At 73.4% G+C, this 13,441-nt stretch carries 13 protein-coding genes; 4 read left to right on the top strand and 9 right to left on the bottom strand.

From position 1 onward, the window contains the following. Window positions 1-20 precede the first annotated feature (20 nt). The 4 genes from MHY49_RS01555 to MHY49_RS01540 all read right to left on the bottom strand — a co-directional run bounded on the left by MHY49_RS01555 (window position 21) and on the right by MHY49_RS01540 (window position 4,476). Window positions 21-1,142, bottom strand: coding sequence for an NUDIX domain-containing protein (locus tag MHY49_RS01555; protein ID WP_239202067.1), 1,122 nt, complete (start codon window positions 1,140-1,142; stop codon window positions 21-23). 52 nt (window positions 1,143-1,194) lie between these two features. Continuing rightward, window positions 1,195-2,205: an L-idonate 5-dehydrogenase gene (locus MHY49_RS01550; RefSeq protein WP_239202065.1), complete on the bottom strand. Its 1,011-nt coding sequence runs from the start codon at window positions 2,203-2,205 to the stop codon at window positions 1,195-1,197. Between the two features lie 73 nt (window positions 2,206-2,278). Next, window positions 2,279-3,064: an FCD domain-containing protein gene (locus tag MHY49_RS19260; protein ID WP_239202063.1), complete on the bottom strand. Its 786-nt coding sequence runs from the start codon at window positions 3,062-3,064 to the stop codon at window positions 2,279-2,281. Next, window positions 3,061-4,476, bottom strand: a complete 1,416-nt coding sequence (locus MHY49_RS01540; RefSeq protein WP_239202061.1) for an Nramp family divalent metal transporter — start codon at window positions 4,474-4,476, stop codon at window positions 3,061-3,063. Before MHY49_RS01540 ends, MHY49_RS19260 begins: the two co-directional genes overlap by 4 nt. Window positions 4,477-4,680: 204 nt before the next feature. On the opposite strand from MHY49_RS01540, the gene deoC reads away from it, so the two are divergent. Together deoC and MHY49_RS01530 are read left to right on the top strand one after the other, a co-directional pair. Then, the gene (deoC, locus tag MHY49_RS01535) at window positions 4,681-5,349 is read left to right on the top strand and encodes a deoxyribose-phosphate aldolase (protein ID WP_239202059.1); all 669 of its coding nucleotides are present in this window, start codon (window positions 4,681-4,683) and stop codon (window positions 5,347-5,349) included. A gap of 22 nt (window positions 5,350-5,371) precedes the next feature. Next, window positions 5,372-6,136, top strand: a complete 765-nt coding sequence (locus MHY49_RS01530; RefSeq protein ID WP_239202057.1) for an SDR family oxidoreductase — start codon at window positions 5,372-5,374, stop codon at window positions 6,134-6,136. Between the two features lie 25 nt (window positions 6,137-6,161). Here the strand turns inward: MHY49_RS01530 and MHY49_RS01525 are convergent, their stop codons facing one another. Further along, a complete protein-coding gene (locus tag MHY49_RS01525) occupies window positions 6,162-6,929 on the bottom strand; it encodes a VOC family protein (protein ID WP_239202055.1) in 768 nt (255 codons plus the stop codon). Window positions 6,930-7,061: 132 nt separating this feature from the next. Between MHY49_RS01525 and MHY49_RS01520 the strand changes: the two genes are divergently transcribed. Beyond that, entirely contained in the window at window positions 7,062-7,742 is a 681-nt protein-coding gene (locus tag MHY49_RS01520; protein WP_239202053.1) for a dihydrofolate reductase family protein, read from the top strand. Here the strand turns inward: MHY49_RS01520 and MHY49_RS01515 are convergent, their stop codons facing one another. Genes MHY49_RS01515 through MHY49_RS01500 form a run of 4 tightly spaced genes read right to left on the bottom strand, consistent with a single transcriptional unit; the run spans window position 7,743 to window position 11,888 of the window. Further along, window positions 7,743-8,762 (bottom strand): alpha/beta fold hydrolase, encoded by a 1,020-nt coding sequence (locus MHY49_RS01515; RefSeq protein ID WP_239202051.1) that lies wholly within the window; start codon window positions 8,760-8,762, stop codon window positions 7,743-7,745. Then, entirely contained in the window at window positions 8,762-9,322 is a 561-nt protein-coding gene (locus MHY49_RS01510; RefSeq protein WP_239202049.1) for a hypothetical protein, read from the bottom strand. The genes MHY49_RS01515 and MHY49_RS01510 overlap by 1 nt, the downstream gene beginning before the upstream one ends. A gap of 8 nt (window positions 9,323-9,330) precedes the next feature. Next, window positions 9,331-11,064: a phospho-sugar mutase gene (locus MHY49_RS01505; RefSeq protein WP_239202047.1), complete on the bottom strand. Its 1,734-nt coding sequence runs from the start codon at window positions 11,062-11,064 to the stop codon at window positions 9,331-9,333. Beyond that, on the bottom strand, window positions 11,064-11,888 hold the full coding sequence (locus MHY49_RS01500) for a purine-nucleoside phosphorylase (RefSeq protein WP_239202045.1): 825 nt from the start codon (window positions 11,886-11,888) through the stop codon (window positions 11,064-11,066). The genes MHY49_RS01505 and MHY49_RS01500 overlap by 1 nt, the downstream gene beginning before the upstream one ends. 40 nt (window positions 11,889-11,928) lie before the next feature. Here MHY49_RS01500 and MHY49_RS01495 point away from each other — a divergent pair, with 40 nt between their 5' ends. Beyond that, the gene (locus MHY49_RS01495; RefSeq protein WP_239202043.1) at window positions 11,929-13,437 is read left to right on the top strand and encodes an NAD(P)H-quinone dehydrogenase; all 1,509 of its coding nucleotides are present in this window, start codon (window positions 11,929-11,931) and stop codon (window positions 13,435-13,437) included. Window positions 13,438-13,441 lie beyond the last annotated feature (4 nt).

Genomic DNA, 13,441 nt, shown 5'->3' with positions numbered 1-13,441 from the left:
GGCCCGCGGGGCGGTCCCGCTCAGCCGAGCAGCGAGCGCAGGCGCGGGACGATGTGATCGGTCATCAGCGGCGCGAGCTGCACCCCGGGGGCGTCGTCCGCGTCGAGGGGGAACCAGCGGCCCTCCTCGAGCTCCGCGAAGACCTCGACGTCGCGGGGCAGGGAGTCCGAGGGTGCGAGGAACACGCTCGCCCGCACGATGGTCTCGGCCTCGTTCGCGGCCGGGGCCTCGAACTCGCCGAGCAGGTCCAGGCTCTCCTCCTCGAGCACGACGTCGAGCTCCTCGATCACCTCGCGGACGGCCGCCTCACGGGCGTCCTCCCCGGGCTCGAGCTTGCCGCCGACCTGCATGAACGCGTCGGTGCCGCGTTTGCGGACCGCGAACAGCTCGAGTCCCGACGGGCCCTCGCGCAGGAAGCAGACCGCCGCGATGGTGAGCACGGCCGGCCCGGTCCCGCCCGATGCCGCCCCGGGGGCTGCCTCGGGAGCGCCGACGGAGCGCGTCGGGCTCTGCACCCGGGCCTCGGCGCGGGCCGTGTCCGCGAGGGCGCGCAGGTGGGCGGTGCCCTCGCGCAGGCCGACGCAGCGCATCCCGGCTGCCCTCCAGCGGGCCACGTCGCCGCGCTGGTCGCGGGCGAGTCCCCAGCCGCGTCGCACGAGCGTGAGCGGGGGCTTGCGGGACTGGGAGAGATCGCGGGCCAGGCGCAGGGAGAACACGAGGGGCGCGGGACGGTCGACGACGAGGGCGTCGGCGAGCAGGCCCGCCGCCCGCAGCGGGGCGATGAGCTCGGCCGCGAAGATGCCCTCGGCGACGATGACCCGCTCCTCGTCGACCTCGAGCGTGCGCGTGCCGGTGCGCCGCGAGCGGGAGATCGAGTACTCGGGGATGTCCGCCCGGCCGTCGTGGGCGAGAGCGGTGAGCGCCTCGAGCGCCGCGCCCACGTTCCAGGACGCCGGGTCGTCCCAGTCGACGATCCCGAAGCGCTGCGGGAGCGCCTCGTCGTCGCCGTCGCGGTAGAACTCGTCGAGAGGCACGAGAGGAAGCCCGCTGCGCTGCGTCATCACGCCCTTGCCGCTGCCCGAGGGGCCCGCCACCAGGACGATCCGACGGGGTGAGGCGGGGGCTGCGGCGGGGTCTGTCATGGGGTCCGAGTCTAGGGGATCGGGCCCCGACGAGGACGCGGGAACCGCCCGCTCAGCCGATGCGCAGGATCACCTTGCTGCTCGTGGGATCGGTCCCGGCGGTGGTGAAGGCGGCCTCGGCCTCGTCGAGGGGGAACTCGTGGCTGATCACGCGCTCCGCCGTGTCGCTCCCGGCCAGCAGGCGCACCGCGTCCTCGATCTCGGCGACGAAGCGGAAGGTGCCGCGGTAGTCGATCTCCTTGGAGACGATCGGCCCCAGGGAGACCGTCACGGGAGTCACGGGCAGGTTCCCGACCTGCACGATCGTGGAGGCGCGGGGGATGCAGCGGATGATCCCGTCGAGGGAGGCGGGCGCCCCGGAGCACTCGAAGGCGACGCTGATGCGCTCGTCCATGCCCTCGGGGGAGTCGGTCGTGACGTCGGCCCCCACGGAGGCGGCCGCGGCGCGCGCGGGCTCGGCGAGGTCGATCGCGGTGACGTGGGCGGCGCCCGCGGCCTTCACGGCGAGGACGACCAGGAGGCCGACGGGGCCGCAGCCGCTGACCAGCACGTGCGCGCCCTCGACGTCGCCCGCCCGGTGGACGGCGTGCATCGCGACGCCCAGCGGCTCCGCGAGCACGGCCCGTCGCGTGTCGAGGCCCTCGGGCAGCGGGACCACCTGCGCGGCGCGCACCTGCAGCACCTGTGCGAAGCCGCCGTCGGTGTGCGGGTCGCGCATGGCGGAGCCCAGGTAGGTGAGATCGGGATGGAGGTTGTCCCGTCCGGCGAGGCGCTCGGGCAGGGGACCGGTGGTGCGCGCGGGGTGGACGGTGACCGCCTGGCCCACCGTCAGCCCCTCGACGTCCTGGCCGAGGGCGCGGATGCGGCCGGAGACCTCGTGGCCCAGCACGAGCGGGTGGCGCATCTGGGCGGTCCCGGTCGCGCCGTGGCGCCAGTAGCCGAGGTCCGAGCCGCAGATGCCGCCCCACTCGACGTCGATCTGGACGTCGTCGGGACCGAGCTCTGGGATCTCGCGGTCGACGACCCGGAGGTCCTGTGCCTTCTGGAGCTGGAGAGCGCGCATGGTGTTCGCCTTTCGAGGGAGCGGTGGAGCGGTGGAGCGGAAGCGAAGTGGGAGCGGGAGCGGCCCCGCGGGCTCAACCCGGGCGCGTGCGTCCGGGCGCGGCCGGCGCGTCCAGGGAGGCGACGGCCTCCATGTGCTCGGCCATGGCGGCCTCGGCGCCGCGGGCGTTCCCCGCGAGGATCGCCTCGACGATGCGGACGTGCTCGGCGTGCTCGGCGCCCACGAGGCCGCGGGTGTCGCGCGTCGCGCGCAGGTCCTGCATGGCGCGGAACAGCGGAGTGCGCACGGCGTCGAGCACGCCCTGCAGCGCGAGGTTCCCGCTGAGCCGGGCGATCTCGCCGTGCAGGCGCAGGTCCAGCTGCGGGTAGCGCTCGGAGTCCTCGAGAGCCTCGCCCATCTCCCGGAGCAGGTCGGCGAGGCCCTGACGGTCCTCCGACCGCTCCTCGGACGCGAGGGACACGGCGGCGAGGCGGGCCGCCCGCGCCTCGAGCGGGGAGCGCAGGTCCATGAGGGCGGTGAATCCTCCGCCCGGCGACTCGCGCAGGGCGCGCGCGAGGGAGAAGCGGATGAGGGAGTGGTCCGGTGCGCGCACGCTCGCGCTGCGACCGTTGGCGATCTCGATGATGCCCAGCGCCGCGAGCGCGCTCAGCGCCTCACGGACGACCGTGCGCGAGACACCGAAGCGCTCGGCGAGCGCGCCGGTCGCGGGCAGGGTGTCGCCCTCGCCGAGCCCCTCGTCGTCGATGAGGTCGAGCACCGCCTGGCGGGCGCGGGCGGCGAGGGACTCGCGGCTGAGGGCCGTCCCCTCCTCGCCGGTCCCGTCGTCCGAGAGGTAGGCCCAGGCGGGCGTCGTGCTCACAGGGAGTTCACCAGTCCGATCACACCCACCATGATGATCGCGATCGCGGAGATCCACAGCATCACCGAAGTGGGACGCCCGTCGCGGATCGCCGGCGAGGTCTGCGTGCGCGCGAGGTACAGGGTCGCGATCGCGGCGCCGATGAGGAAGATCGCGTTGAGGATGCCCGCGATGACCACGAGGGCCAGCGGCGAGGAGACGAGCGTGCCGAGCACGCCCCATCCGATCGGCAGCACGATCATGATCACCCGCTGCCAGCGGTCGCGGACCACCTGGTCGGACCAGTCGTAGGCGCCGAAGATCGCAAGGGTGTGCCCGACCTGGCGGCCCAGGCTCGGGACGTTCGCGAGGATCGTCTTGAACAGGGCGAGGCCCGCGCCGGCGAGGAAGACGACCCCGCCCCAGGTGCCGACCGTCGAGTCGAAGATCGACGAGATCGTCACCATCACCTCGTTGCCCTCCGGCACCAGGCCCTGCGGGTGCAGGACGGCCGCGCCGAGCATGAAGAAGGCCGCGGTCGAACAGGTGTAGATGACCCAGGAGACCCAGACGTCGACCTTCATCACCGAGATCCATCCGCGGGCGCGGTCGATCCAGGCCTGCGAGCCGTCGTCGACGCCCGTCCAGGCCGCGTAGCCCTTCTCGACGACCCAGTAGGTGTAGGCGGTGGTCTCGCCGGCGCCGACGCCGGTCATGCCGAACATCGCCAGGGCGACGCCCGCGGATCCCGCGGCGATCCGCAGCTGCATGCCGTCGGCCACGTCACCCAGGGTCCATGCGTAGTCGGTGCCGTTGAGCAGGAACAGCATGATCACGGCGAAGGCGGTCACCACGAGCACGAGCACCGTCGAGACGTTCTCGACGACCGCGTAGCGGTTGAAGACATGGATCCCGATCGCGACCGCCACGAGGATCGCGACCCACACGCCGATGGACAGCAGCGAATAGGGCTCGGAGCCGATCGGCATCAGGGAGCTGAAGGCGAAGGCGGAGGCGCTGATCACGCCGGCCTGGCCGATGAAGAACTGCAGGAACATCAGCAGCACGAGCCAGGAGATCCAGCCGCGCTTGAGGATGCGGGGAGGGACGTCGTCGTAGCCGTCGATCGCGACCCTGCCGGTGGAGATCGACCAGCGGGCGAGCTCGATCTGCACCCATACCTTGAGGAACGTCGAGACCAGCACGAGCCACAGCAGCATGAAGCCGACCTGCGCGCCCAGCGTGGTCGCGGTGAGCAGCTCGCCGGAGCCGACGACGGCGGCCGAGGTGATCATGCCCGGACCCAGGAAGCGCAGCTTGCCGCGGAAGGTGCGCGGCGGATCGGTGATCTGCGAGCCGTCGACCCTGTACGGATCCACGTGCGCGGACAGGGTGGCGCGCTCTGGGGGTGACGACTGCACGGACGTCGACATCGACGGGACTCCTCGGGAGGGACTGAGTGGGGATCGCTGTGCCCGGCGACGGGGCGCATCGGGTGCGCCGGGGGTGAAGCCCTCGGGGCGGATCCTGCGTGCGGCGCCGAACGACGAATCGAACCTATCACACAGGTAGATAGGTGGCGTCGGCGTGTGTTGGGGCAGTCCCGCCCCCGAGCTGCGCGTGGAAGAATCTGCGTCATGACGAACCTCCCGAATGATCAGCTCGCCCCGATGATCGACCACACCCTGCTCAAGCCCGAGGCCACGCGGGCCGACGTCGACGCCCTCGCCCGCGAGGCCGAGGAGCTCGGCACCTACTCGATCTGCGTCTCGCCCTCGATGCTCCCGGTCCAGACCACCGTCAAGGTCGCGACCGTGTGCGGCTTCCCCTCGGGCCAGCACCAGAGCTCGATCAAGGCCGCCGAGGCCGCGGACTCCGTCGCGCGCGGGGCGGACGAGGTCGACATGGTCATCAACGTGGGCCTCGCGGTCTCCGGCGACGTCGACGGCGTCGAGGCCGACATCCGCGCCGTGCGCGAGGCGGTTCCCGCACCGACCGTGCTCAAGGTGATCATCGAGTCGGCCGTGCTCAGCGACGAGCAGATCGTGGCCGTGTGCGAGGCGGCCGAGCGCGCGGGCGCCGACTTCGTGAAGACCTCCACCGGCTTCCACCCCGCGGGCGGAGCCACCGAGCACGCGGTCGCCCTCATGCGCAGGACGGTCGGCGACCGGCTCGGCGTGAAGGCCTCGGGCGGCGTACGCACGCGCGAGGCCGCCGAGGCGATGGTCGCCGCCGGCGCCTCCCGGCTCGGCCTCTCCGGCTCCCGCGGCGTCCTCGAGGGCGACGCCGCCGGCTCCGGGTACTGAGCACGGGGTCGGGAGAGCACCGATGACGCGGACGTCGCTCATCACCGGGGCGAGCGCGGGACTGGGCGCGGAGTACGCGCGTGCCCTCGCCCGTCGCGGCGATCATCTGGTCCTCGTCGCGCGCCGGGCATCGGCGCTCGAGGAGCTGGCGACCGAGCTCGAGAGCCTCGGCGCCGACGGCATCGAGGTGCTGTCCGCGGACCTCGCGCAGGACGCGGACGTGCAGGCCGTCGTCGCCCGGCTCTCGGAGCCCTCGCGTCCCGTCGACGTCCTCGTGAGCAGCGCCGGCTTCGGACTGCCCCTCGCCTTCGAGCGCAACGACATCGAGGACGAGGTGCGCCATCTGCGCCTGCACGACGAGGTGCCCATGCGACTGATGCATGCGGTCCTCCCCGGCATGCTCGAGCGCGGGCGCGGGGCGATCCTGAACATCGCCTCGGTCGCCGCCTTCACCCCGCGCTCCACGTACTCGGCCGCGAAGGCCTGGACCGTGAGCTTCTCCCGCTGGGCGAACGCCCGATACCGGCCGCGCGGCGTGAGCGTCACGGCGGTCTGCCCCGGCTTCACCCACACGGAGTTCCATGCCCGGATGGGCCTGGCGCGGGGCAAGGAGGGCATCCCCGGGTGGATGTGGCTCGATGCGCCGCGGGTCGTCGAGGAGTCCCTGCACGACGTCGCCCGCGGCAGGGCGATCTCCGTGCCGAGCCGCCGCTACCGGGCGATCGTCGCACTCACCCGCTTCCTCCCCACGGGGCTGCTCGCGAAGGCGGCCGCCCGCGGGCGCTGAGTTCGGGTCGGGCGTGCAGATCCGCTCAGTGCGGCAGGGCGACGCGCACGACGAACTCGTTGCCGTCCGGATCCGCCATCGTCGTCGATGATGCCCCGGCCGGCGGACCGCCCGCTGATGCGACGCGCGCGCCGAGGCGCTCCAGCCGCTCGCACGCAGCATCCAGCTCCGCGTCGTCCCGGACGCGGAGCGCGAGGCGGATCCGGTCCCTCCCGTGGCGTGGCATCAGAGGCGTGCCCGACCAGGTGATCTTGGCACCGCCGCGGGGCGACTGGAGCGCGGTCTCCTCGCCCTCGTCCCAGACCAGCGGCCAGCCCAGGGCCGCACTCCAGAACCCGCCCAGCGCGTGGGTGCCGTCGCAGTTGACGGCGCCGATCACCCCGGTGCCGCGGAGGAATCCGTTGCCCGGCTCGATGATGCACATCTCGTTGCCCTCGGGATCCGCGAGCACCTCGTGCGGGTCCTCATCGCCCTGGCCGATGTCGGCCCGCCGACCCCCTGCGCGGAGCGCACGCGCGATCATCGCCTCCATCGACAAGGCGCTCGTGGTGGTGAGATCGAGGTGGATGCGGTTCTGTGAGGCCTTCGGGATGCTCGTCGGCACGAAGCGCAGGCGGAGGCCCTCACCCTCACCCTCACCCGCACGGCCGCTCGGCACGACGCACCAGTCGCCTCCCGTCCCGGGTGCTGTGTCAGGTGCCGCCTCGCGGTCGAGGAGTGCGGCCCAGAAGACCGCGAGCATCTCGGGCGAGTGCGCGTCGACGTCGATGCCGTCCAGTGCCAGTCCGGTCATGGCGCGAGGGTATGCCCGCGCGCATCGGGGGACCAGCGATTTCCGAGCAGCCGGGAGCTCCCGCGGGAGAGCGAGGTCAGGGCCCGCACGAACGGACACGCGCGCGGAGAGCACGGCGCGCATACTCGAGGCATGAGCGCCGACCGCACCGACACCACGACCTCCGCCGATGCCTCGCGGACCCGCGTGCAGGGCATGTTCGTCTCCCTCGACGGGTTCGCCGCAGGCTCCTACGTGACCTTCGAGGAGCCGTTCGGAGAGGCGATCGCGCTCACCCGAGGGTTCGACGGCCGCGCCATCCACGGCGTCGACAAGGTCGAGGACCCCAGCTTCGACGCCGCGATGACGAGCCTGTGGGGCCAGGGCATCGGCGTCGAGATCATGGGCCGACGCAAGTTCGGCCCGCAGACGGGGCCGTGGCCCGATGACGGCTGGCGCGGCTGGTGGGGCGAGGAGCCGCCGTTCCGCACGCCCGTCATCGTCCTCACCCACCACGAGCGCGAGCCGATCGCCTTCGACAACGGCACCGTCTTCCACTTCCTGGACGCCTCGCCGCAGGAGGCCCTGCAGAGGGCGCATGAGCTCGCCCCGGGCACGGACGTGCGGATCGGCGGTGGACCGACCACGGTGCGGGAGTTCCTCGCGGCCGACCTCGTCGACACGATGCACCTCACGATCGTGCCGGTCACCATCGGATCGGGCACGCGTCTGCTCGAAGGCGGCCTGCCCTCCTCCGACGACTTCGTCATCGAGTCGGTCACGCTGCCCAGCGGCCGCGCCCATCAGATCTGGCACCGGCGCCGCGAGCGCTGATCAGGGGCCGACGGGATCGAGCAGCCTCGCGTTCGCGGCGCTCCACGCCTCGACCATGGACGTGCCGCCGTGCCCGTCCTGCTCGTCGATGACGAGCGTCGATCCCGGCCAGCGGCGGTGCAGCTCCCACGCCGTCACGGCAGGGCCCGAGACGTCCCGGCGACCATGGATCAGCACCGCGGGCACCCCCTCCAGCGCCGCCATGTTCTCGAGCAGCGGCGGGTCCAGGAATCCGTCGTGCGACCAGTAGTGCGTGGTCAGGCGCACGAAGGCGAGACGGAACGCGTCGTCCTCCCAGCGCGGATCGCGGCGCACTGCGGGGCGAGGCCCGTTGTGCTGCGCTCCGTTGCGGCCGCCGGGACTGTCGGCGGCCCCGACGCCGATCGAGACGTGGGTGTCCTCCCACAGCGCCCACTCCCGCGAGGCCGCGTCGCGCACGGCCGCGTCCGCGGAGTTCACCAGGCGAGCGTAGGCCTCGACGATCCGGCCCTCACCGCGCGCAAATCCAATGCCCGCGCCCTCGGCGAAGGAGGCGAAGCGGTCCCAGGCCTCCGGGAAGATCGCCCCCACGCCCTCGGTGATCCAGTCGATCTCCCGGCGGCGGGTCGTCGTCACCGCGAACAGCACCACGCCGAGCACCCGCTCGGGATGGGACTGCGCGTACGCGAGGGCGAGGGTGGAGCCCCAGGACACCCCGTTGAGGATCCAGCGCTCCACGCCGCGCGCCTCGCGCAGGGCCTCGATGTCGTCGATGAGGTGCTGCGTCGTGTGCGCCGCCAGGGGCACCTCGGGATCCGAGGCGTGCGGCAGCGAACGTCCGCAGCCGCGCTGCTCGAGTCCGATCACCCGGGTGCGCTCGAGGTCGAACCGGTAGCGGTACCCGCTCCTGCCGAGCCCGCCGCCCGGACCGCCGTGGAGATACAGGGCGGGCACACCGTCCGGGGCGCCCCATTCCTCCCAGTAGATGCTCTGGCCGTCGGCGACGGGGAGCAGACCGCTCTCGCGCGGACCATCGGTCATCACTGGTCATCTCCTCCGTGCGTCGTGGGGTGCGCGTCTCGCACCGGGATCGTCGATCGGCGCGCCGAGAGGTCACGCAGCCAGCGTCGCGCCCGCCGTCGGCTCGTCAGTCGCACGACGTCGACGTGCTCGGCGACCTGGGCCATCTCGGCGATCATCCGGGGACGCATGCGCCGCCGGTAGGTCGCGACGTACCAGAGCACGCCGAGGTTCAGACGGTTGTGCACCCCGTTCGCGTGGTGGCCGGCGCCATGGCGCAGCTGTCGCCAGAGGACCCCGAGGAGTGCGCTTGCCGTGGACACGTCCATCATCACCACGGTGTCGCATGCGGCAAGACGGATCGGAAGCGTCGCGCAGTGATTCCCGTCGATCACCCACCGGTCCCCGCTGACCATGTCGCGCTGGCGCGCTGCGAACTGCTCGGCGGGCAGCGGATGCCAGTCCTCGTCGTAGTACACGGCGTCGAGATGCGTGACCGGGACGTCGAGCATCTTCCCGAGCGCGCGGGACACGTAGGTCTTGCCGCTCCCGCCCGATCCGACGACGGCGATCCTCTGCATGGCGCCCCTCATGCCCCGGTCAGGGACGTCCGCATCTCCTGGGTGATCTGCTCGAGGTGTGCGGCGGCGGTCGTCCGCACGTCGCCGAGCGCTGCCGCGTCAGCCTCAGGGGCCACCGCCTCGTGCACCTCGATGTAGCACTTGAGCTTGGGCTCGGTGCCGGAGGGCCGCACGATCACGCGGGAGTCGTCGGCCGTCGCGAGCAGCACGCCGTCGGTCGGGGGCAGGCCCGTGGTCGCCACGGATCCCTCGGCGAGGTCCTGCACCTCGGTGACGGCGCTGCCCGCGAGAGCGCGGGGCGGCTGCTCGCGCAGGCGCGCCATCATCACGTCGCGCTCGGAGAGCTCGGTGACGCGGATCGAGAGCTGAGAGGTCGCGAAGAGCCCCGTGGACCGCGCGAGGTCGTCGAGATCCTCCACGAGGCTGCGTCCGCGCGAGCGCGCGTCGGCCGCGGCCTCCGCGACCAGCAGCGCCGTCGAGAGCCCGTCCTTGTCGCGCACCACGTCCGGCAGGACGCAGTAGCCGATCGCCTCCTCGTAGCCGAAGACGATGCCCGGGGCGCGGGAGATCCACTTGAAGCCGGTCAGCGTGGTCGCCGACCCGCGGCCCTCGGCCTCGGCGACCCGCGAGAGCCAGCGGGAGGAGACCACCGAGTTCGCGAACACGCCGCGGGTGCCGTGCACGCGCATGAGCCGCGCCCCCAGCAGCACGCCCAGCTCGTCGCCCGTGAGCATCCGCCAGCCGCCCAGGTGGGGATCCACGACCGCGGCGGCGCAGCGGTCGGCATCGGGATCGTTCGCGATCACCACGTCGGCCTCGACGGTCCGCGCGAGCTCGAGGGCGAGGTCGATCGCGCCCTTCTCCTCGGGGTTGGGGAAGGCGACGGTGGGGAAGTCCGGGTCCGGATCGGCCTGCTTGGCGACCGAGTGCACATCCGTGAAGCCGTTCCGGTGGAGGGCGGCGATCGCCGTCGCCCCGCCGACGCCGTGCATGGCGGTGTGCACGATCCGCGCCTCGCGCGGCGAGTCCGGCTGCAGGATCGTGGAGATCGCCTCGAGATAGGCCTCGGGGACGGCGGGGTCCATGACCGCCCAGCCCGACTCCGCCCGCGGGATCTCCCGGACGGGGCCGACGGCCGCGATGCGCGCGGCGATCTGCGCATCCGACGGCGGGACGATCTGCACGCCCCGCCCGTCGGCGTCGCTCGCACGGCCGCCCAGGTACACCTTGTAGCCGTTGTCGGCCGGAGGATTGTGGGAGGCGGTGACGACGACCCCGGCGTCGGCGTCCAGGTGCCGGGTCGCGAAGGCCACGAGCGGGGTCGGACAGTGCCCGTCGGAGAGCACCACCCGGCAGCCGGCGGCCGTCATGATCGCCGCGGACTCCCGCGCGAAGGCCTCGGAGTGGTGGCGGGCGTCGTGCCCGATCACCACGAGCGGCGCCGCGTCGGTGCCGCCTCGGCCGAGCTCGCCGAGCAGGTGGTCGGCCAGGCCGCGGGCGGCGCGGGAGACCACGGAGAGGTTCATGCGGTGCGGGCCGGGGCCCATGCGACCGCGCAGGCCCGCGGTGCCGAAGGCGAGGGTGCCGTCGAAGGCGTCGGCCAGCTCCTCGGCCGCGGCCGCGGCCTCCTGGCCCTCTCCGTCCGCCTGGTCGAGCAGGCCCTGCAGCGCGGTCCGCGTCGACGGGTCGGGATCGTCGTCCATCCACTCCTGCGCGCGGGAGCGCAGCTGCGCGTCGATCATCACACGGCCTCGGCGATCCTGCGCACCACGCGCGCGAGCAGGTCTGCGATGCGCGGCCCGGCCTCGCGGCCCGCCTCGACGACCTCCTCGTGGCTGAGCGGGGTCGGGCTGATGCCGGCCGCCAGGTTCGTCACCAGGGAGATGCCCAGGATGTCCATGCCCGCCTCGCGGGCGGCGATCGCCTCGAGCGCGGTGGACATGCCCACGAGCGTCGCGCCCATCGTGCGCGCCATGCGGACCTCGGCGGGGGTCTCGTAGCTGGGGCCGCGGAACTGCATGTACACGCCCTCGGCGAGGGAGGGGTCGACCTCGTGGGCCACGTCCCGCAGGTGCGGGGTGTACAGATCGGTGACGTCCACGAAGGTCGCGCCGCGCAGCGGGCTCGCGCCCGTGAAGTTGATCTGGTCGGAGATCAGCACCGGGGTGCCGGGCGCCCAGGACTCGTCGATCCCGCCGCACCCGTTGGTCAGCACCATGGTGCCGGCGCCGGTCGCCGCGGCGGTGCGCACGCCGTGCACCACCGCCTCGACCCCCGCGCCCTCGTAGTAGTGGGTGCGGGCCCCGATCACGAGCGCGTGGGCGTCGCCGCCCTCGATCGCGATGGAGCGCAGCGTCCCCACGTGGCCCGCGAGAGCGGGCGCGCGGAAGCCGGGGACCTGGGTCGCGGGAGCCTCCCAGACGGTCTCACCCAGCAGGTCGGCCGCGCCGCCCCACCCGGAGCCCAGCACCAGGGCGATGTCATGACGGGGGACGCCGCTGAGTTCGGCGATGCGGGCGGCCGCCTCGCGGGCCGCGGCCTGGGGATCGACGTCGAGTTCGCTCATGCGCCCCAGCCTACGGCGGCTCGTGGGCCACAATGAGCAGATGGCCGATCCGAGCACAGCACTGCCCCCGGACCCCGACCGCACCGGCGCCGACGACGGCGCGAAGCCGCGGGTCGTGATCATCGGCGGAGGTCCAGGCGGGTACGAGGCGGCGCTGACGGCCGCGCGCACCGGCGCCCGGGTGACCCTCGTCGAGGAGCGCGGCATCGGCGGCGCGGCGGTGCTCACCGACGTGGTCCCCTCCAAGAGCCTCGTCGCCACGGCCGACGTCCTCGACCTCGTCGGCGCCTCGGCCGGGCTCGGCATCCGCGACGCCGAGGACGCCGGAGAGCCCGTCGCCGGGTCCCTCACGGTGGACCTCGCGCGCGTGAACGAGCGGCTGCGCGCCCTCGCCCGCGCCCAGTCGGAGGACATCGCGGCCTCGCTCGCGGCCTCCGGCGTCGTGGTGCGCGCGGGACGCGGACGCCTCGAGGACGCCGAGCACGTGGCGGTGCTCTCGGCGGACGGCGAGGTCGTCGAGGTGCTCCCGGCCGACGTGGTCCTGCTGTCCGTCGGCGCGCGACCCCGCGAGCTGCCCGAGGGGCGCCCCGACGGCGAGCGGATCCTGTCCTGGACCCAGCTCTACGACCTCGACGAGCTGCCCTCGCACCTGATCGTCGTCGGCTCGGGCGTCACCGGCGCCGAGTTCGCGAGCGCCTACCGCGCCCTCGGCAGCGAGGTCACCCTGGTCTCCTCGCGCGACCGGGTGCTCCCGGGAGGCGACGAGGACGCCGCGGCCGTGCTCGAGGAGGCCTTCACCCGCCGCGGCGTCACCCTGTGCTCCCGCTCGCGCGCCGCGTCCGCGCGGCGCGAACGGGTCGCCGACGGCGACGGCGCCGACGGCGGGGACGACGGTGACGGCAGCGGGGAAGGGGTCCTCGTCACCCTCGAGGACGGCCGGGAGATCCGCGGGAGCCACGTGCTGATGGCCCTCGGCGCGGTCCCCGCGACCGCGGGGCTGGGGCTCGAGGAGGCGGGCGTGCGCCTGCGGCCGAGCGGTCACATCGACACCGACCGGGTCTCCCGCACCTCCGTGCGCGGGGTCTACGCGGCGGGCGACTGCACGGGCGTCCACCCGCTCGCCTCCGTCGCCGCCATGCAGGGGCGCATCGCCATGCACCACGCCCTCGGCGATGCGGTGAGCCCGCTCATCCACCAGCAGGTGTCCTCGGCCGTGTTCACGAGCCCCGAGATCGCCATGGTCGGGCTCGGCGCCCGCGAGCTCGTCGACGGGGCCGACGGCGAGGTGCACGTGCTCCCGCTCGCGACGAACCCGCGCGCGAAGATGCAGGGGCTCACGGCCGGTTTCGTGAAGCTCGTCGTGCGCCCCGGATCGGGGACCGTGATGGGCGGGGTGGTCGTCGCCCCGCGGGCGAGCGAGCTCATCCACCCCATCACCCTCGCCGTCGCGCAGCGGATGACGGCCGACGAGCTCGCCTCGGCCTTCACCGTCTACCCCTCGCTCACCGGCTCGATCGCCGAGGCGGCGAGACGGCCCGCGGGGGAGTAGGCGC

The organism is Brachybacterium sp. ACRRE (assembly GCF_022346485.1).
GTDB lineage: Bacteria > Actinomycetota > Actinomycetes > Actinomycetales > Dermabacteraceae > Brachybacterium > Brachybacterium halotolerans.
This window is presented reverse-complemented; position numbering and strand designations above follow the sequence as displayed.